The organism is Streptomyces sp. NBC_00212, assembly GCF_045206365.1.
GTDB lineage: Bacteria > Actinomycetota > Actinomycetes > Streptomycetales > Streptomycetaceae > Streptomyces.
The window spans coordinates 4,438,155-4,457,342 of the sequence record NZ_CP108115.1 but is presented as its reverse complement, the minus strand read 5'-3'; the positions used below and the strand labels follow the sequence as shown (position 1 = coordinate 4,457,342).

At 72.1% G+C, this 19,188-nt stretch carries 18 protein-coding genes; 7 read left to right on the top strand and 11 right to left on the bottom strand.

The genetic code is table 11. The features are described 5' to 3' along the window. Positions 1–9 precede the first annotated feature (9 nt). The 3 genes from OHA17_RS20490 to OHA17_RS20480 all read left to right on the top strand — a co-directional run bounded on the left by OHA17_RS20490 (position 10) and on the right by OHA17_RS20480 (position 2,224). Positions 10–672: a response regulator gene (locus OHA17_RS20490; RefSeq protein ID WP_053729205.1), complete on the top strand. Its 663-nt coding sequence runs from the start codon at positions 10–12 to the stop codon at positions 670–672. Between the two features lie 106 nt (positions 673–778). Beyond that, positions 779–1,195: a pyridoxamine 5'-phosphate oxidase family protein gene (locus OHA17_RS20485; protein ID WP_406507786.1), complete on the top strand. Its 417-nt coding sequence runs from the start codon at positions 779–781 to the stop codon at positions 1,193–1,195. A 15-nt stretch (positions 1,196–1,210) separates the two neighbouring features. Beyond that, a complete protein-coding gene (locus OHA17_RS20480; protein WP_053729207.1) occupies positions 1,211–2,224 on the top strand; it encodes a phosphotransferase in 1,014 nt (337 codons plus the stop codon). Between the two features lie 12 nt (positions 2,225–2,236). Here OHA17_RS20480 and OHA17_RS20475 read toward each other — a convergent pair whose 3' ends face one another. Further along, positions 2,237–3,949 carry a protein kinase domain-containing protein gene (locus tag OHA17_RS20475; RefSeq protein ID WP_406507785.1) on the bottom strand — a complete coding sequence of 571 codons (1,713 nt, stop codon included), beginning with the start codon at positions 3,947–3,949 and terminating at the stop codon, positions 2,237–2,239. Between the two features lie 323 nt (positions 3,950–4,272). Here OHA17_RS20475 and OHA17_RS20470 point away from each other — a divergent pair, with 323 nt between their 5' ends. From OHA17_RS20470 to OHA17_RS20460, 3 genes are all read left to right on the top strand, one after another. After that, complete coding sequence (locus OHA17_RS20470) at positions 4,273–5,904, top strand: protein kinase domain-containing protein (RefSeq protein ID WP_406507784.1); 1,632 nt, start codon at positions 4,273–4,275, stop codon at positions 5,902–5,904. Between the two features lie 200 nt (positions 5,905–6,104). Beyond that, positions 6,105–6,668, top strand: coding sequence for a hypothetical protein (locus OHA17_RS20465; protein WP_406507783.1), 564 nt, complete (start codon positions 6,105–6,107; stop codon positions 6,666–6,668). Positions 6,669–6,806: 138 nt separating this feature from the next. Then, on the top strand, positions 6,807–7,346 hold the full coding sequence (locus tag OHA17_RS20460) for a bacterial proteasome activator family protein (protein WP_406507782.1): 540 nt from the start codon (positions 6,807–6,809) through the stop codon (positions 7,344–7,346). Between the two features lie 90 nt (positions 7,347–7,436). Here the strand turns inward: OHA17_RS20460 and OHA17_RS20455 are convergent, their stop codons facing one another. The 7 genes from OHA17_RS20455 to pdhA all read right to left on the bottom strand — a co-directional run bounded on the left by OHA17_RS20455 (position 7,437) and on the right by pdhA (position 15,381). Next, complete coding sequence (locus OHA17_RS20455; protein ID WP_406507781.1) at positions 7,437–8,414, bottom strand: NAD(P)H-quinone oxidoreductase; 978 nt, start codon at positions 8,412–8,414, stop codon at positions 7,437–7,439. 10 nt (positions 8,415–8,424) lie between these two features. Then, positions 8,425–9,504, bottom strand: coding sequence for a TrkA family potassium uptake protein (locus tag OHA17_RS20450; protein ID WP_053729213.1), 1,080 nt, complete (start codon positions 9,502–9,504; stop codon positions 8,425–8,427). Positions 9,505–9,636: 132 nt separating this feature from the next. After that, entirely contained in the window at positions 9,637–10,992 is a 1,356-nt protein-coding gene (locus OHA17_RS20445; RefSeq protein WP_406507780.1) for a molybdopterin molybdotransferase MoeA, read from the bottom strand. Then, positions 10,989–11,897, bottom strand: a complete 909-nt coding sequence (locus OHA17_RS20440) for an NTP transferase domain-containing protein (protein ID WP_406507779.1) — start codon at positions 11,895–11,897, stop codon at positions 10,989–10,991. Before OHA17_RS20440 ends, OHA17_RS20445 begins: the two co-directional genes overlap by 4 nt. Positions 11,898–11,966: 69 nt before the next feature. Further along, positions 11,967–13,250: a dihydrolipoamide acetyltransferase family protein gene (locus tag OHA17_RS20435; protein WP_406507778.1), complete on the bottom strand. Its 1,284-nt coding sequence runs from the start codon at positions 13,248–13,250 to the stop codon at positions 11,967–11,969. Next, positions 13,250–14,257, bottom strand: a complete 1,008-nt coding sequence (locus OHA17_RS20430) for an alpha-ketoacid dehydrogenase subunit beta (protein ID WP_406507777.1) — start codon at positions 14,255–14,257, stop codon at positions 13,250–13,252. Before OHA17_RS20430 ends, OHA17_RS20435 begins: the two co-directional genes overlap by 1 nt. Then, positions 14,257–15,381, bottom strand: a complete 1,125-nt coding sequence (gene pdhA, locus OHA17_RS20425; RefSeq protein WP_406507776.1) for a pyruvate dehydrogenase (acetyl-transferring) E1 component subunit alpha — start codon at positions 15,379–15,381, stop codon at positions 14,257–14,259. Before pdhA ends, OHA17_RS20430 begins: the two co-directional genes overlap by 1 nt. 181 nt (positions 15,382–15,562) lie before the next feature. On the opposite strand from pdhA, the gene OHA17_RS20420 reads away from it, so the two are divergent. Then, complete coding sequence (locus tag OHA17_RS20420; protein WP_078966784.1) at positions 15,563–16,051, top strand: Lrp/AsnC family transcriptional regulator; 489 nt, start codon at positions 15,563–15,565, stop codon at positions 16,049–16,051. A gap of 29 nt (positions 16,052–16,080) precedes the next feature. Here the strand turns inward: OHA17_RS20420 and OHA17_RS20415 are convergent, their stop codons facing one another. The 3 genes from OHA17_RS20415 to OHA17_RS20405 are packed head-to-tail and all read right to left on the bottom strand — an operon-like array spanning position 16,081 to position 19,077. Beyond that, complete coding sequence (locus tag OHA17_RS20415; protein WP_406507775.1) at positions 16,081–16,893, bottom strand: alpha/beta hydrolase family protein; 813 nt, start codon at positions 16,891–16,893, stop codon at positions 16,081–16,083. Between the two features lie 49 nt (positions 16,894–16,942). After that, positions 16,943–17,536, bottom strand: a complete 594-nt coding sequence (locus OHA17_RS20410; protein WP_406507774.1) for a TetR/AcrR family transcriptional regulator — start codon at positions 17,534–17,536, stop codon at positions 16,943–16,945. Beyond that, entirely contained in the window at positions 17,533–19,077 is a 1,545-nt protein-coding gene (locus OHA17_RS20405; protein ID WP_406507773.1) for a 3-hydroxyacyl-CoA dehydrogenase, read from the bottom strand. Before OHA17_RS20405 ends, OHA17_RS20410 begins: the two co-directional genes overlap by 4 nt. Positions 19,078–19,188: the final 111 nt, after the last annotated feature.

Sequence of the window (19,188 nt, the reverse complement as noted above, 5' to 3'; positions counted from 1 at the left end):
ACTGATTCCGTGCGCGAAACAGGCAAAATCACCGTATTCCTGCTCGATGACCACGAGGTGGTCCGTCGCGGCGTCCACGAAATGCTCTCCGTCGAGGAGGACATCGAAGTGGTCGGCGAGGCCGGCACCGCCGCTGACGCCCTCGTCAGGATTCCCGCCACCCGCCCCGACGTCGCCGTGCTCGACGTCCGGCTCCCGGACGGCAGCGGAGTCGAGGTCTGCCGCGAAATCCGTTCGCAGAACGAGGACATCAAATGCCTGATGCTCACCTCGTTCGCGGACGACGAGGCCCTCTTCGACGCGATCATGGCCGGGGCCTCCGGATACGTCCTCAAGGCGATCCGCGGCAGCGAACTCCTGACGGCCGTACGGGACGTGGCGGCCGGCAAGTCGCTGCTCGACCCGGTGGCCACCGCCCGCGTCCTGGAGCGGCTGCGCGACGGCGGCAAGAGCAAGGGCGACGACCGCCTGGCCAACCTCACCGAGCAGGAACGCAAGATCCTCGACCTGATCGGCGAGGGCCTCACCAACCGCGTGATCGGCGAGCGCCTGCACCTCGCGGAGAAGACGATCAAGAACTACGTCTCCTCGCTGCTTTCCAAGCTCGGCATGGAGCGCCGCTCCCAGGCCGCCGCGTACGTGGCCCGCATCCAGGCCGAGAAGAACCACTGAGCGCCTCTCACCGACGGGGCCCGGGCCGGTCATTCGGGACCTAGGGCCCTGATGCGCGGGGCCGCGGGCTCTTTCACCGGCCGCCGCGGGCCGCGAAGGTGGGGGCATGTCCTTCGAGGAAGCCCGCGCCATCGAGCTGCTCGGCCGCGTTCCGTACGGCCGCGTCGCGACCAGCATGCGAGCCCTGCCGTTCGTGGCCCCGGCCCGCCACATCGTGGTCGACGGCTGCGTCCTGCTGCGCCTGCACGCGGGCCTCGGCTACCACCACGCCTGTCTGGGCAGCGTGGTCGCCTACGGCGCGGACAACCTCAGCTCGGGCGAGCTCGACGTGTGGTCGGTGCAGTTCACCGGGACCGCGGACCTCTTCGAGCCGACCGCCGAGGAGCTGGAGCTGTTCGGCGACGAACCCCGCGAGGTCGACGGGAAGCCCTTCGACGCCGTGTACATGCGCATCGCACCCCAGTTCGTGACCGTCCATTCGCTGGACTACTCCAAAGAGCGACAACTCAAGTACGCGGCGTGATCTAACATCTGAAGAGTGCCGCGCTCATCTGCAACTCCACCTGTGGGCGACCTCCTTCGCCGCTACGAGTCCCCCGGTGAGCCGCTCTCCTGCGAACGGGTCGCCCAGGGCCTGCTGAACCGCGGCTACCGGCTCGCCACCACCCGCGGCGACTACTTCCTCAAGCACCACCTGGACGGCGACCACGAGGCCATCGCCCGCCAGCACCGGGCCACCGAACGCCTCCAGGCCCTCGGCGTGCCCGTCGCCCCGCCCGTACCGGACGCCGACGGCGACACCGTCGCGGTGATCGGCGGCCACTGCTACGCCCTGCACCCCTGGGTCCACGGCCGCCACCGCGACGGCGCCCAGCTCTGCGCCGTGGAGTCCCGCCGGCTCGGGGCCCTGCTCGGGCTCGTGCACACCTGCCTGGCCCAGGTCATGGAGCCCGACGTGCCACAGGCCGAGCATCTCAGCGCCGACCCCGCGGACACTCTCGCGCTCATCGACGACCTGGTGGCGCGGGCCCGCAGGCACCGGCCCCGGGACGCCTTCGACGAACTCGCCGAACACCGGCTCCTGGAGCGGCGGGTGCTGCTCGGCCAGCACGCCCACCGCCGCCCTCCGGCCCCCGCCACCGGCGCCTGGGTGCACGGCGACTTCCACCCGCTGAACCTGCTGTACCGGGGCGAGGGCCGCTCGGCCGAGCCCGCCGCGATCGTCGACTGGGACCGGCTCGGTGTCCAGCCGCGCGCCGAGGAGGCGGTCCGGGCCGCCGCGATCTTCTTCGTACGCCCCTCGGGCGAGCTGGAACTGGCGAAGGTACGGGCGTACGCGCGGGCCTACCGGCGGGCCGCCGGGGCGGATGCCGAGGAACTGGCGGCCGCCGTGCACCGGGTGTGGTGGGAGCGGCTCAACGACTTCTGGATCCTGCGCTGGCGCTACCAGCTCCACGACCGAAGGGCCGACCCGCAGTTTCCTGCGGCGTCGGCCCTGGCGGTCTGGTGGACCCGCGAGTACGAGGCGGTGTGCGAGGCCTTCGCGGGGTGAGCTCGGCTCCGGTCAGGGGGTCGGCTTGGTGCCACCGGGGCCGCTGGAGGTGCCGGTGTTCCCGGAGCTGGTGCCGTGGGTGGTCCCCGTGTTCCCGGACGACGTCCCCGTGTTGCCACTGGACGTGCCGGTGTTCCCGGAGCTCGTGCCGTCGGTGGTCCCCGTGTTCCCGGACGACGTCCCCGTGTTGCCACTGGACGTGCCGGTGTTCCCGGAGCTCGTGCCCTCGTTCCCGGAGCTGGTGCCCTGGTCGGTGCCCTGGTTCGTGCCGGACGTCGTGCCCTGGTCCGTGCCCGGCGAGGGGGAGGAGTGCGACTTGCTCGGCGTCGGCGAGGAGGAGCGCGAACGGTGCGTGGAGGGCGACTCCCCGTTGCCGTTCGAGCTGCTGCTGTACGACTGGCCCTGGCTGGTGCCCGGGGTGTCCGCCGTCGACGGGGTGTCCGACTGGGAGACCGACGGCGAGGTCTTCGGCGTCTCCGACGTCGTGCCACCGCCGCCACCGCCGCCGCCCGAGCTGTTCGTGGCGTTCAGCGCGAAGGCGACACCCGCCGCGATCGCGATGATCGCGAGCACCACGAACAGCACCATCTTGCCGCCGCGGCCGCCACCCTGCTTGTGGCCGCCGTGTCCGTAGCCGTCGTAACCGCCGTCGTCCGGGTTCATCGGCGGCAGGATCGGCCCGCCGAACTGTGAGGTGTCCCCGTGCACGGGGTGGCCCATGGCCGCCGTCGCGCCGGGGCTGCCCATCGCCGGGGTGTGGGCGCCCTCGTGCATCAGCTCGACCGGGCCGGTGTTCCAGGTGCCGGTGTGGCCGCCCTGCGCCTGGAGCATCTGCAGGCCGTACTGGACCAGGCCGCGCATCTCCTCGGCGGACTGGAAACGGTCGTCCGGGTCCTTGGCGAGAGAACGCATGACGAGGCCGTCGAGTTCCGGCGGCGCGACATGCGCCACCTGCGACGGCGGCACCGGCATGTCCTGGACGTGCTGGTAGACCACGCTCAGCGGCGTCTCGCCGACGAACGGGGGCCGCAGCGCGAGGAGTTCGTACAGCAGGCAGCCGGTCGCGTACAGGTCGGAGCGGTGGTCGACGGCCTTGCCGAGCGCCTGCTCGGGCGAGAGGTACTGCGGGGTGCCCATGACCATGCCGGTCTGGGTCATCGTCGACTGGGCGCCGTGCAGCGCCCGCGCGATGCCGAAGTCCATGACCTTGACCGCGCCGGTGTCCGTGATGATCACGTTGGCGGGCTTGATGTCACGGTGCACGATGCCGTGCTGATGCGAGTACGCGAGCGCTTCCAGGACCCCGGAGACGATGATCAGCGCCTGCTCCGGCGGCGGGGCGTCCGCGTCCACCAGGAGGTCGCGGATGGTGCGGCCCTCGACCAGCTCCATCACCATGTACGGGACGGTCTGGCCGCCCACGAAGTCCTCACCGGAGTCGTACACCGCCACCACCGCGTGGTGGTTGAGTCCGGCCACCGACTGTGCCTCACGCGTGAAGCGCGCCTTGGACACCGGGTCCTCGGCGAGATCGGCGCGGAGCAGCTTCACGGCGACGGTGCGGCCCAGGCGCACGTCCTCGGCGGCGAACACCTCCGCCATGCCGCCGCGCCCCAGCCGGTGGGTGAGGCGATAGCGGCCGTCGCCGACGAGTCCGCCGACCCACGACTCGTGGTCCTGCGCATCGGCCATCCCGGCGCCGTTTCCGTCGGGTTCGGGTGCCATCAGTCCTCGCCGTCGTATCTGGCCGCGTCCGCGGTCTTCCTTACGGTCTTCCGTCGTGCTCTTCCGCTGGTTGTGCAGTAGTGCACGCTACAGCGTCACCACGGGGCGCCGGTCCGGGATGGACCGGCCATCCAAACGGTTCCGTGTGTACCCATGCAAATCCCGTACGTTTTCGATGCCGGTCCTGTAACGCTTGCGAGACTCTTCCAGTGCGTACGGTCACGGAACGGGCACCCGGCTTGACGTGGGTGCCCCCTCGGGCAGACTTGGCCTGAAAAATCGAGGATCAGCACGGGCCACCGCGCCAAGGGGGATGCACAGTCATGAGCCAGGACGGCGCACACGGCCGCTATGCGGGCGGATCCATCGCGGGCGGGCGCTACCAGCTGCGCGACCTCCTCGGCGAGGGCGGCATGGCCTCGGTGTACCTCGCGTACGACTCCGCGCTGGACCGCCAGGTCGCCATCAAGACGCTGCACACCGAACTCGGCCGGGAACAGTCGTTCCGCGAGCGGTTCCGCCGCGAGGCCCAGGCCGTCGCCAAGCTGCAGCACACCAACATCGTCTCCGTCTTCGACACCGGCGAGGACACACTGACATTCAGCGGCTCCACCGCGGGCGGCGACGGCGTGATGCCGTACATCGTCATGGAGTACGTGGAGGGCGAGCCGCTCGGCTCGACGCTGCACCGCGACATCCAGCAGTACGGCGCGATGCCCGCCGACAAGGCACTCAAGGTGACCGCCGACGTGCTGGCCGCCCTTGAGGTCAGCCACGAGATGGGCCTGGTCCACCGGGACATCAAGCCGGGCAACGTCATGATGACCAAGCGCGGCGTCGTCAAGGTCATGGACTTCGGCATCGCCCGCGCCATGCAGTCCGGCGTCACGTCCATGACCCAGACCGGCATGGTCGTCGGCACCCCCCAGTACCTGTCGCCCGAGCAGGCCCTTGGCCGGGGCGTGGACGCCCGCTCCGACCTGTACTCGGTCGGCATCATGCTCTTCCAGCTGCTGACCGGGCGCATCCCCTTCGACGCGGACTCGCCGCTGGCGATCGCGTACGCACACGTCCAGGAGGAGCCGGTCGCGCCCTCCTCGGTCAACCGGTCGATCACCCCGGCCGTGGACGCGCTGGTCGCCCGCGCACTGAAGAAGAACCCGAACGAGCGCTTCCCGAGTGCCCAGGCCATGCACGACGAGATCCTGCGGATCGCCAACGCCGGCCAGATGGGCGCGGCCCCGGTCATCGCCGGCGGCGCCCCGCCCGTCAGCGGCGCGGGCGTCGGCGCGACGGTCTTCCCGCCGCTCGACTCGCAGGCCGCGCCCGGCCTCCAGGGCAACGTGCAGACGCCGTACCAGCCGGGCCCCTACGGTCCGCCCACCCCGGCGCCGACCCCGCAGCCCGCGTACGGCTACCCGCAGCAGGCCCCGCAGCAGCCCGCCCCGATGGCGGCCCAGACACCGCCGCCGTACACGATCTCCCCGCAGGCCACTCCGGCCGCCTCCGGCGGTTCGAAGCGGAACACCCCGGTGATCGTGGGCGCGATCGCGGTGGCGCTGCTCGCGATCGGCGGCCTGGTCACCGCGGTGATGATGAACAACAACGACGACTCGGGCGGCGGCGACGCCAAGGCCAGCAGCTCGTCGTCGGCCGCGGGGCACAAGGGCCCGGAGCGCGACCGCACGATGGACGCCGAGAAGTGCACCTCGCCGCAGACCTCCACGGTGGACCCGGGCAAGGTCCAGTCCCCGGACTTCACGTACAAGGACATCCTGTCGGTGAAGTCCTGCATCCAGGCCGCGGGCTGGAAGGTCAACACCGAGACCGTCGACAACGGCCAGTGGGGCCAGGACGTGGTGATCAGCCAGTTCCCCGCCGCCGGTGTGGACGTCGACAAGAAGAACGCGCAGTTCACGCTGCAGATCTCGTCGGGCAACGCGCCCGCGCAGTAGGCGCACACTGCTCGTGCGGACAAGGCCCGGCACCCCTGGTGCCGGGTCTTGTCGCATGCGGAGGAGGTGTCGGACGGCGCTGCCCCGTCCCATTCGGCGCACGCCCGTCCGCTCCCGGGATGCCGCACAACTCGCCCCGTGTGACGCTGATTCGGTCAGCCCAGGCGATCCTGCACGTCCGTACGGGAAGGGGCCCTCCCATGGCTCCAGGGATCCGGTCGTTCGCCGCGGCCGCATCGCTGACGGGGGCGCTGCTCCTGACGCCCCTGTCGGACACCCTCGCCGCCTCCCCGTCACCCGGCCTGCCTCCGACGGCGGTTGCCTCCGGCGCGACGCGGGCCTCGCCCCGTATGGAGCCCTCGCCCGCCTCGCCCCGCGCCACCCCCTCGCCGACCCTCTCCGAGGAGCGGCGTCTTGCGGGCAGCCGGGCGGGCGAGGGCCGGATCCGGCCGGGCCGGGTGGAGCCGCCGCACGACCTCCTGCCGGACACCCTCGACGCGGCGGATCCCGACGAGGTGGCACCGGCTCAGGTCGGGGCGGCCCCGCGGACCCCACCGCAGGTTCCGCCCCCGGAGTCCCCGCAGGCCACGCCAAGACCCACCCTCACGGTCGGCGGCGTGCTTCCGCCCGCCCGGCACCATCAGGCGCCGCAGGCCGTGTCCACCGGATCCGACCTGCGGGTCCACGTCCTCTCGCTGGGAGCGGGCCTGGCACTGACCGGTTTGGGGATCGGATTCCTGGCACTGCGGCTCCGGCGACCGTGAAAGGGGCGGTGGGAAGCACGGCGCTGTTTCACGTGAAACCACGCTCATCCGGAGGGAATCGTCGCCCGGCGGGCGGTGGATCACCCCTTCCCGGGGGCACAACGTGATGTGAGGCACGTGTGCGAGAGAATGGGCGGCATGGAGATGCCGAGGAACGATAAGTCGCCGGACAGCCCCCACATCCTGGTCGTAGGCCAGGACGGTATGGCCATCGGCGGTGGAGACGACGAGTCCCGCGAGGTCCCGGTGACGGAGATGGTCGAACAGCCGGCAAAGGTCATGCGTATCGGCAGCATGATCAAGCAACTCCTTGAGGAAGTCCGCGCGGCTCCTCTCGACGAGGCGAGCCGAGTACGCCTGAAGGACATCCACGCCTCGTCCGTGAAGGAACTGGAAGACGGTCTGGCGCCGGAACTGGTCGAGGAACTGGAGCGGCTCTCCCTGCCGTTCACCGACGAGGCGATCCCCTCGGAGGCCGAACTCCGCATCGCGCAGGCCCAGTTGGTGGGCTGGCTCGAAGGTCTCTTCCACGGGATCCAGACGGCCCTGTTCGCCCAGCAAATGGCGGCCCGCGCCCAGCTGGAGCAGATGCGCCGCGCGCTGCCGCCCGGTGTCTCGCACGACGACGATGACGACGACGGCCCGCACGCGGGCGCCCGCTCGGGCCCCTACCTGTAACCGGGCCCATACCGGGCTCGCCGGCCCGTCGTATCGAGCAGTGAGAGGGGGCGCCTTCCCGGCGCCCCCTCTCCGCGTTCACCCCGGCCGTCAGGCCGTCAGCAGCACCTTGCCCACATGGGTGGAGGCTTCGAGCACCCGGTGCCCCTCGGCAGCGTCCGACAGCGGCAGCGTCCGGTCCACCACGGGCCGCACCCGGCCGTCGGCGATCAGCGGCCACACGTGCTCCCGCACGGCCGCCACGATCGCCGCCTTTTCGGCGGCCGGCCGACCCCGCAGGGAGGTCGCGGTGACCGCGGCCCGCTTGGTGAGCAGCGCGCCCAGGTTCAGCTCGCCCTTGGCGCCGCCCTGGAGGCCGATCACCGCGAGCCGCCCGTTGACGGCGAGCGCCCGCACGTTCCGCTCCAGGTACTTGGCGCCCATGATGTCGAGGATGACGTCGGCGCCGACGCCGTCCGTGGCCTTCAACACCTCGTCCACGAAGTCCTGTTCGCGGTAGTCGATGAGGATGTCCGCGCCCAGCTCGGCGCAGCGCGCCAGCTTGTCGGGACCGCCCGCCGTGACTGCGATCTTGGCGCCGATCGCCTTGCCGAGCTGGATCGCCATCGTGCCGATGCCGCTCGCCCCGCCGTGCACCAGGAGCGTCTCGCCGGGGCGCAGGTGGGAAATCATGAACACGTTGGACCAGACGGTGCAGACGACCTCGGGCAGCGCGGCCGCCGCGGCCAGGTCCACGCCGTCGGGCACGGGCAGCAGCTGCCCGATGGGCACGGCCACCTTCTCGGCGTAGCCGCCGCCGCTCAGCAGCGCGCACACCTCGTCGCCGACGCTCCACCCGGACACCCCGGGCCCGAGCGCGGCGATCCGCCCGGAGCACTCCAGGCCGGGGTACGGGGACGCCCCGGGCGGCGGGTTGTAGAAACCCTGGCGCTGGAGCACATCGGCACGGTTGACGGCGGCGGCGGCCACCTCGACGAGGACCTCGCCCTCGCTCGGCACGGGGTCGGGGACCTCGGCCCAGACCAGCGCCTCGGGACCGCCCGGCTCAGGAATCGTGATCGCATACATGCGGCCGACGCTACTCCGGCTGACCCTCAACCTGCGCGCCACCGGCTCGTACGATCGTGATGAGCCGGTCGGTGAGCTGGAGCGGGCTCGCCTTCGCGTCGTCATACGCAAGGAGCCGGTGGCCGCGCAGCACGCTCACCACCAGGTCCTCGGTCTCCCGCACCCCACGGCCGACCTCGCTCTTCTTCACGGGCCGCTCCACCATGTCGAGCCCGCTGCCCTGCTGGATCAGGTCCTCCATCACGGCGCCCGCGCTGGGGCTGAGCACGGAGAGGCCGAGCAGCCGGCCGGCCGCGCTGGCGCTGGTGATGACGGCGTCCGCGCCGGACTGGCGCAGCAGCGGCGCGTTCTCCTCCTCCCGTACCGCGGCGACGATCTTCGCGCCCCGGTTGAGCTGGCGGGCCGTCAGCGTGACCAGGACCGCGGTGTCGTCGCGCTGGGTGGCGATGACGACCTGGCGGGCCTTTTGCAGTTCGGCACGCAGCAGCACATCACTGCGGGTGGCATCCCCGATGACGCCGACGAAGCCCTCCGCGTTGGCGGTCTCGATGACCTTCGCGCTCGGGTCGACGATCACGACCTGGTCCTTCTTCAGGCCCGTCGCGCACAGGGTCTGGATCGCCGACCGGCCCTTCGTCCCGAAGCCGATGACGACGGTGTGCTCTCGCAATTGAGCCTTCCAGCGGTTGAGCCGCCACTCTTCGCGGGTCCGTTCGGTGAGGACTTCGAGAGTGGTTCCGACGAGGATGATCAGGAACAGCACACGCAGCGGCGTGACCAGCAGGATGTTGGTGAGCCGGGCGCTGTCGCTGTAGGGGACGATGTCGCCGTAGCCGGTCGTGGAGAGCGTGACGGTGGCGTAGTAGACGGCGTCGAGGAAGTCGACCCTGCCGTTGGCGTTGTCGTGATAGCCCTCGCGGTCGATCCAGACGATGAGGGTCGTCAGTATCAGCACGGCGAGCGCCATGAGGATCCGCTTGGCGACCTGGCGCATCGGCCGGTCGACGACCCGGCGGGGCAGCATGACCCGCCGGGTGATCAGGTGCTCGCCCGCCTGGCGTGCCATCGCGTCATGGCCGGGCAGTTTCACGTGAAACACCCTTCATCCAGGCGGGAGTTGTGGGCGCTGGCGCACCGTTTCACGTGAAACGCCCTTCAGGCGAGCGGGAGTTGACGTGGGAAGTGGCACGGGAGCCGAAGCCGCGGGACGCCATGAGGTGTTTCACGTGAAACACCCTTCAGCGGACCCCGCTTGAGCCCATGGAAGATCGAGGATCTCGACCTCCTGGCCCGCCCGCGCCCCGCCGGGCGGCACCACCGCGAGCCCGTCGGCGGCCGCGATCCCCCGGAGCATCGCCGGCCCGTTGTAGTGCAACGGCACAACCCGTTCCGCGCGGTGCACCACGGGGACGAGCCTGGTGTCGTGCGGATGCCCCTGCACCTCGTTGCGCAGGGGCGCGGTGTACGTCACTGCCCTTGCCCGGTGCGCGAGTTCACGCAGGAGCGGCTCGGCCAGGGTGAGCAGTCCGGAGACTGCGGCGAGCGGATTGCCGGGCAGCCCGACCAGGTGCTTTCCCGCCCCGATCTGCGCCAGCAGCATGGGGTGGCCGGGCCGCACGGCGACCCCGTCGACCAGGAGCTCGGCACCGGCCTTGTGCAGCACGGGGTGGACGTGGTCGACGGGGCCGGAGGCCGTGCCACCCGTCGTGATCACGAGGTCGGCCGGAGAACCGGTGACGGCGGCGAGCAGTGCCCCCGCGTCGTCCTTCAGCCGCCGGGTCCCGATGACTTCGGCGCCGAGCGCGCGCAGCCAGAACCCGAGCATCGGGCCGAGCGCGTCCCGGATCAGCCCGTCGTGGGGGAGCCCCTGGGTGAGCAGTTCGTCGCCGAGCACCAGGATCTCGACGCGGGGCCGGGGCACAGTGGTGAGCTCGTCGTATCCAGCGGCGGCGGCGAGGCCCAGCACGGCCGGGGTGACCAGTGCGGTGGCGGGCAGCAGCACGTCGCCCGAGCGGCATTCCTGCCCGCGCGGGCGAATGTCCTGGCCGTGCAGCACCACGCGGTCGGCCTGGAGCTGGGTGCGGGCCTCGTCGGTGCGGGCGTGCTCGCTGCGGATCACCGCGGTGGCACCGGCGGGGATGCGGGCCCCGGTGGCGATGCGTACGGCTTCGCCGTCGGCGAGGGCGCCGGGCGCGGCGTGTCCGGCGAGGACGCCACCGTCCTGCACCGCCCACGGCCCGGGCCCGGCGACGACCCAGCCGTCCATGGCGGAGGTGTCGAAGGACGGCAGGTCGGTGAGCGCGGCGAGCGGCTCGGTGAGGATCTCCCCGAGGGCCTGCTCCAGCGGCACCCGGTGGAAGCGGGCCGGTGCGGCCCGGCCCGCCCGGGCGGCCACGTTCCGGGCATGGGCCCAGGCGGAGGCCCGGTGGCGCGGGGCCGGGCGATCACCGGACGCCTCCGCGCGGGCCTGGCCCGTCGGCCGGGCCTCTGCGGCCGGGCCCGGCGCCGACCTGGCGTCGCGCAGCAGGGCGAGGGCCTCGTCGGATCCGTCGTCCGCCGCCGGGCTCCGGGCGGTCATCCGGCGTCGTTCTTCGGGCCGTCGCCGGCCTCGGTCTCGGCCGCCCAGCGGTTGGCGAGCGCGGCTGCCTTGCGAGCCGCCTCCACCACGTCCTTGCCCTCGCCCCCCGCCTTCGCGGCGGCGTAGCCGACCAGGAAGGTGGTGAGCGGGGCGGCGGGCCGGGCGACGCCGTGGGCGGCGTCCCTGGCGAGGTCCAGCAGCACGCCGGTGTCGACGTCCAGCTCGATGCCGAGTTCGTCCTTGACTGCGGTGATCCATTCGTCCAGCACGCCCCCATCGTCCCTGATCCGGGCCCGGGCGGCGGCGAGGTCCTCCCAGGTGTCGCAGTCGAAGGAGGCGAGCGGGTCCGCGGTGATGCGCGCGAGGTCGAGTTCGCGGGTGAGGAGCCGCAGCGGCAGCCCGGCGAGCGAGCCGTGCTGGGTGGCGAGCAGCGCGAGCTGGCGGCGCAGCGGCTCGGCGCGGTAGGCGGCAACCAGCGGCTGGTCGCGGCCGTCGGCGTCGGTGCAGAGCGCTCCTTCGCGGCCGGTGCGCCTCAGCTCGTCGAGGAGGGCGTCGACGGTCGGCGCGGCCAGGAACGGCAGATCGGCCGAGAGCACGAGCACGCTCTCGGCCGACGTGCGGCGCACCCCTGCGTCCAGGGCGGCCAGCGGTCCGCCGCCGGCCGGTTCCTCCCGGGTCCACAGCACGGGCCGCGCGGTGGGCCGCCGCCCGCCCACCACCACGGTGGTCGCGGCACCCGCGCAGGCGGTGAGGACCCGGTCGAGGAGGGCCCGGCCGCCCACGCTGAGCCCGGGTTTGTCGGCGCCGCCCAGCCGCTTGGCGGCGCCTCCGGCGAGTACTACGGCGTCATATCGTGCGGATGCTGCGGCCTCATACGCGGGTGCTGCGGCGTCATACGCGGTCATCCCCCGAGTATGGGCCGCCGGACGATCACCGTTACCCCGGCGAACGTCCCGAGTTCGCGGGGCCGTTCGTCACAGCGTGCGGAGCAGCACCGCCGGGTGCTCCACGCAGTCCGCGACGTAGCGCAGGAAGCCGCCCGCGGTGCCACCGTCGCACACCCGGTGGTCGAAGGTGAGGGACAGCTGGACCACTTGGCGCACCGCGAGCTCGCCCTCGTACACCCACGGCTTGGGGATGATGCGGCCCACGCCCAGCATCGCCGCCTCGGGGTGGTTGATGATCGGCGTGGAGCCGTCGACGCCGAACACCCCGTAGTTGTTGAGGGTGAAGGTGCCTCCGGTCAGCTGGGCCGGGGTCAGCGTGCCCGTGCGGGCCGCCTCGGTGAGGCGGGCGAGTTCGGCGCCCAGCGAGTCGACGTTGCGGGTGTGGGCGTCGCGGACGACCGGGACGACCAGGCCGCGCTCGGTCTGGGCCGCGAAGCCCAGGTGCACCTCGGGCAGCCGCACGATCTCGCGGGCCGCCAGGTCGACGGTCGAGTTGAGCTCGGGGAAGCGGGCGAGGGCCGCCGTGCAGATGCGGGCGAGCAGCGCGAGGACGGACACCTTGGGGCCACCCGCGGCGTTCATGGCGACGCGGGCCGCCATCAGCTCCGTGGCGTCGGCGTCGACCCAGCAGGTGGCGTCGGGAATTTCGGTACGGCTGCGGCTGAGCTTGTCGGCGACCGCGCCCCGGATGCCCTTCAGCGCGATGCGTTCACCGGCCGGGGCGGAGGCCGGGGTCGCGGGCGCGACGGGAGCGGGAGCCGGCGCCGGCGTCTGCATCGCCGACTCCACATCGGCACGCAGGATCAGACCCTCGGGCCCGCTTCCCCGCAACTCCCGCAGATCGAGGCCGTGTTCACGGGCCAGCCTGCGCACCAGCGGCGAGATGACCGGCACGGGCCCGGCCGCCTTGACCGGGGCGGGCGGCGCGGCCGGGACGGCGGCCGGGGTCGTGGGCCGCACACGGGAGCGGCGTCGGGTGGTGGCCGCGGCCGTCCCGTAGCCGACCAGGACGTTGCCCGAGTACTCGGAGGACTCGGCCTCCTCCGTGGCGTCCTCCTCGTGCACGGGGCCGACCGCGACGGTCAACAGGGGCGCGCCGACCGGCAGTTCGGTGCCCTCCTCGCCGAAGCGGGCGGTGACCACACCTCCGTACGGACACGGCACCTCGACCATCGCCTTGGCCGTCTCCACCTCGACCACCGGCTGGTCCACGGCCACCACGTCGCCGACCGCGACGAGCCAGCGCACGATCTCCGCCTCGGTGAGCCCCTCACCCAGGTCGGGCAGCTTGAACTCCAACACCTTCGGCATCAGTGCTCCGCCTCCCACTGCAGCCGCGCGACCGCGTCCAGGACCCGGTCCACACCCGGCAGATGGTGCTTCTCCAGCATCGGCGGCGGGTAGGGGATGTCGAAGCCGGCGACTCGCAGCACGGGCGCCTCCAGGTGGTGGAAACAGCGCTCGGTGACGCGGGCGGCTATCTCGCCGCCGGGGCCGCCGAATCCGGCCGACTCGTGGACGACCACGGCCCGCCCGGTGCGGCGCACCGACGCGCACACCGTCTCGTCGTCGAACGGCACCAGGGAGCGCAGGTCGACGACTTCGAGGTCCCAGCCCTCCTCGCGGGCCGCCTCGGCCGCCTCCAGGCACACCGGCACGGACGGCCCGTACGTGATGAGCGTGGCGCTGCTCCCGGTCCGCCGCACGACGGCCTTGCCGATGGGTGCCACGGCCGCGGGGGCCTCGGGCGACCAGTCGGACTTCGACCAGTACAGCCGCTTGGGCTCCAGGAAGACGACCGGGTCGTCGGACGCGATGGCGGCCCTGAGCAGCCCGTACGCGTCCTCCACGGTGGCCGGGGTGACGACCTGGAGGCCGGGCGTCGCCATGTAGTAGGCCTCGCTGGAATCGCTGTGGTGCTCGACGCCGCCGATGCCGCCGCCGTAGGGCACGCGCACCACGATGGGCATCGCCATGGCGCCGCGGGTGCGGTTGCGCATCTTGGCGACATGGCTGATGAGCTGCTCGAACGCCGGGTAGGCGAAGGCGTCGAACTGCATCTCGACGACGGGGCGCAGCCCGTACATCGCCATGCCGACGGCCGTGCCGAGGATGCCGGCCTCGGCGAGCGGGGTGTCGGTGCAGCGGTCCTCGCCGAACTCCTTGGCGAGCCCGTCGGTGACCCGGAACACGCCGCCCAGGGTGCCGACGTCCTCGCCGAGGACGTGGACGGCGGGGTCCTCGGCCATGGCGTCGCGCATCGCGCGCTGCAGGGCCTGCGCCATGGTGGCGGGCTTCTTGTCGGTGGCGGTCGCCATCAGCGGGCCTCGGCTTCCAGCTCGGCGCGCAACTGGGCCGCCTGCTCGCGCAGTTGGCCGTTCTGTTCGGCGTAGACCTCGGCGAACAGGTCCATGGGGTCCAGGACCGGGTCGGCGTTCATCTGGTCGCGCAGCGCCGCGGCCATGGTCTCGGCTGCCTCGGCGGCGGCGCGTATGCCGTCCTCGTCGAGGAGGCCGCGGGCGGTCAGCTCGCCCTCCAGGAGCCGGATCGGGTCGTGGTCGCGCCAGGCGTCGACCTCGGCGGAGCCCCGGTAGCGCGTCGCGTCGTCGGCGTTGGTGTGCGCCTCCATGCGGTACGTGACGGCCTCGATCAGGGTGGGCCCGCCGCCGCGCCGGGCCCGGGCGACGGCCTCGGACAGCACCTGGTGCACGGCGGGCGCGTCGTTGCCGTCGACCAGGCGGCCCGGCATTCCGTACCCGACGGCCTTGTGGGCGAGGGAGGGCGCGGCGGTCTGCTTCGCGAGCGGCACGGAGATCGCGAAGCCGTTGTTCTGGACCAGGAAGACCACCGGGGCCTGCCATACGGCCGCGAAGTTCAGCGCCTCGTGGAAGTCGCCCTCGCTGGTGCCGCCGTCGCCGACCAGGGCGAGCGCCACCACGTCGTCGCCCTTGAGGCGGGCCGCGTGGGCGAGGCCCACCGCGTGCGGCAGCTGGGTGGCGAGGGGGGTGCACAGCGGCGCGATGCGGTGCTCGCGCGGGTCGTAGCCGGTGTGCCAGTCGCCGCGGAGCAGCGTCAGCGCCTGCACGGGGTCCAGGCCCCGGGCGACGGCGGCGAGGGTGTCGCGGTAGCTCGGAAACAGCCAGTCGCGCTCCTCCAGGGCGAGGGCGGCGGCGACCTCGCAGGCCTCCTGGCCGGTCGAGGAGGGGTACACGGCGAGGCGGCCCTGTTTGGTGAGGGCGGTGGCCTGCGCGTTGAAGCGGCGGCCGCGCACCAGCTCGCCGTACAGCTTCAGCATCAGCGCGCGGTCGAGCTCGGCGCCGGTCCCCAGGACCCGGTGGGGCTCGGGGTCCGGGAGGAGCGGCGCGGGGTCGGTGCGCGGCCTCCAGGCGGGCGGAGGGGTCGGCCGATATGCGGCGGCACCGGGGAGCTCTTGGACCGTCATGCCAATGCACCTCCTTGTGGGGAGCGGACATCCGTGGGAGGGGCGTGAGTGTGACGCCCCTCACCTACCGATTGTTCGGTCGTGGACGCATTTTGGCTACAGCCACCTTCAGCCTGTGGACAAACGGTTCTCCACAGCCTGGGATGGGAACAGGTCGTCCACAACAGGAAGGCGGGGGGACATGGCAGCTGAACAAATGGCCACCGGCGAGATCCGGCCGGTGCCGCCGCGCCCGCTGGACGAGATCGACCACGACATCCTGCGGATCCTGCAGACGGACGGCCGGGCCTCGATACGCTCCGTGGCCGAGCGGGTGCACGTCTCGCGGGCCAACGCCTATGCGCGGATCAACCGACTCGTCGAGGACAGCGTGATCCAGGGCTTCACCGCGCGCGTGGACCACGAGAGGGCGGGCCAGGGCGCGGCCGCGTACATCACGCTCAAGATCGTGCAGAACTCGTGGCGCACGGTCCGCGCCCAGCTCAAGGAACTGCCCGGAGCCGCCCATATCGCCCTGGTCAGCGGGGACTTCGACGTCCTGCTCCTGGTGCACACGCCCGACAACAGGGCGCTGCGCGAGCTGGTCCTGACCCGGATCCAGTCCATCCCGGAGGTCCTGTCGACACGCACCCTGCTGGTGTTCGAGGAGACGGACCTGGACCCCGCGTAGGGGCCTGGCCTGCGCGCAGTGCTCACCGCTCAGGTGCAGTACTTCTTCAGGAAGGCGAGGACCGTCTCCCAGTTGTCGGGGGCGGCGAGCAGGGCCACTCCGTGCGAGGCCGATCCCTTGACGGGGACGAGCCGGCTCTCCGGGGCCTTGGTGCTCGCCGCGCTCAGCTCCCGCGCGGCCGTGGCGAACGTGCCGTCCTGGTCGCCGGCCATGTAGAGCACCGGCACGGTGAGGTTTTTGGCGGCGGCCAGCGCGTCCATCGGGCCGTACGTCTCGGGGGCGGACAGCGCGACCACCGCGTCCGGTTTCAGCGGCATGTGGGCGGCCGCCTCCAGGGTCGCGGTGCCGCCCTTGGACGCGCCCATGAGGAGCAGCTTCCAGGCGCCCTCGCCGCGCAGCACGGTGGCCGCTCCCTCGATCTCGTCGGCCGCGTCACCGGTCGTGTTGTTGACGGCGAGCACGCGGAAGCCCGCCTTGCCGAGTTCGACGGCCTTGTCCTTCCACTGGCAGACGTTTCCGTCCGACTGGTGGGCGAGAACGATCCCGGTATTGCCACTACCGGTCAGGAAGCCGCCAGTGGGCGATCCCGTCGCGCTCTTGAAGACGATGGAGTCCGCCTTGGCCTGCTCGGGCGTCAGGCAGCCGAAGTCGTCCCCCTTGACGGGCGGCGCCGGTGCGGCGGGCTGGGCCTCGGCCTTCTTGACCGCGGCTCTCGCGTCCGGCGACTTGGCCGCCGCATCGTTTTTGCCGCCCTCACCGCTGCACCCGGCCAGCGTCAGACCCACGAGCAGCACCGTGGCGCAGACGGACACAAAGGGCGCAGGAGTTCGCAAGGCAGCCATGACCGTGGATGTTGATCCGCTTCGGTGCCTCAGTCAACGGCCCCGGAGCTCAATGGCCGGTCCGCAACCCCTCGAAAGCCATCTTGACCACGGTGTCCGCCACCAGGGCGCCGTCCGCCTCGCCCTCGCGCTGCGGCCGGTACCACTCGACCAGCGAGTTGACCATGCCGAAGAGCAGCCGGGTCGCGAGGCGAATGTCCAGGTCGGCGCGGAGATCGCCGTCCGCGACGGCGGCCTTCAAAAGATCGGACACGCGCTGGTCGAACTCCCTGCGGCGCTCCATCGCCCAGCGTTCCGTCTTGGTGTTGCCGCGGACGCGCAACAGCAGGGTGACGTAGGGAAGTTCGGCCATGAGGACTTCGACGGTACGTCGCGTGACGTACTCGACCCGCTCAATCGAGCGGCCGCGCAGCGCGCCCGGCTCGTCCAGGACGCCGAAGAGGCCGTCTATGGCGCGGCTCACCGCCCGGCGCAGGAGCTCCTCCTTGCCGGCGACGTGGTGGTAGATCGACGACTTGGAGATCCCGGCCGCCTTGGACAGGTGCTCCATCGAAGTGCCGTCGTAGCCACGCTCGTTGAAGACCCGCACCGCGACCGTGAGCAGCGTCTCGGGCGTGTAGGTGTCCCGCTTGGGGGTCGTCATGAGCCCGTCTCCTCGTCGCCCGCGTACGCCTGCCGGTAGAGCGCGAGCGAAGGGGCGTAGCGGCCGGTGGGGCAGCGCTCGTGCAGCGCCGAGAGCAGGTCGTAGGCCCAGTCCTGGCCCAGGCGCCGGTTCCATTCGACGGGCCCCAGCGGGTAGTTGACGCCGAGCCGCATCGCGGTGTCGATGTCCTCGGGCGAAGCGACGCCCTTGGCGACGGCGTCGGCGGCGAAGTCGACGAGCATCGCGACGGTACGGGCGACGATCATGCCCGGCACGTCGCCGATGACGCTGACCTCCTTGCCGAGCTTCTGGAACAGGCCGACGGCCTCGGTGACGGCGCGCTCGGAGGTGTCCTCGCTCGCGGAGAGCGCGATGCGGGTGGCACCCCGGTAGTCCAGGGCGAGATCGAAGTAGACGACGTCCGCGAACTCGACGGACGTCTTGCCGTCGGCCGGGACGAGCTGTCCATCCCCCGGAAGCTCGATGTAGGGACCGCCCTCGTTGACGGTCTTCACGTCGATTCCGGCTTCCGTCATCATCGCGACGAGTTCGCGGGCCGGGCCCAGGTCACCGACCACGGTGACGGCCGCCGGGGCCTCCGCCGGGGGCGCCGTGTGCGGCTCGGGACGCGCGGCCTCCTTTGAGGGCGTGCCGGAGTCCTCGTACCCGAACCAGCCGCGTCCGCTCTTGCGGCCGTGCAGGCCGGACTCGACCAGGCGCCGCTGGGCCAGGGACGGCGTGAACTTGGGGCTCTGGAAGAGGGACTCCCAGACCGACCGCGTCACCGCCTCGTTCACGTCCTGCCCGATGAGGTCGGTCAGCTCGAAGGGGCCCATCCGGAACCCGCCGCACTCGCGCAGCACCGCGTCGATGGTGGCCGCGTCCGCGCCACGCTCTTCGTAGACGGCGAAGGCCTCGGCGTAGAAGGGGCGCGCGATGCGGTTGACGATGAAGCCCGGGGTGTCCGTGCAGCGCACCGGCGTCTTGCCCCAGGCCTTCGCCGTCTCGTACGCCGTGGCCGCGGCCGCCTCGTCGGTGGCGAAGCCGCTGACGACCTCGACCAGCGGGAGCAGCGGCGCCGGGTTGAAGAAGTGCAGGCCGACGAAGCGGCCGGGGTGGCGCAGCGCCCCCGCGATCGCGGTGACGGACAGCGAGGAGGTGTTGGTGGCGAGCAGGCAGTCCTCGCCGACCGCGCCCTCCAGGGCACCGAACAGCTCCTGCTTGACGGGGAGTTGTTCCAGGACGGCCTCGACGACGAGCGCGGCGTCGGCGAGCTCGTCGAGCCGCTCGGCCGGATGCAGGCGGGCCAGCGCCCCGTCGCGGCCGGCGGCGTCCAAGCGGCCCTTCTCGACCAGCCGGTCCAGTCGTCCGGCCAGGGCGTCGGCTGCCTCGCGCGCGCGGCCCGGCACGGCGTCGTAGAGCCGTACGCGGTGCCCGGCGACGAGGGCCACCTGGGCGATGCCCCGGCCCATGGTTCCGGTGCCGACGACGGCGACGGTACGGCTCGGCGCGATCGCTGAGGCGCTGGCGGTTTCGGTCATGAACGCGATCCTCCCCTACGGCTTGCCCACGGGCCCGACGGGCCCCCTCCCGGGGGTGTCCGGCAGGGGCCGTGGCGGGCGTGGCCGGTAGTTGTCCACAGGTTTCCCCGG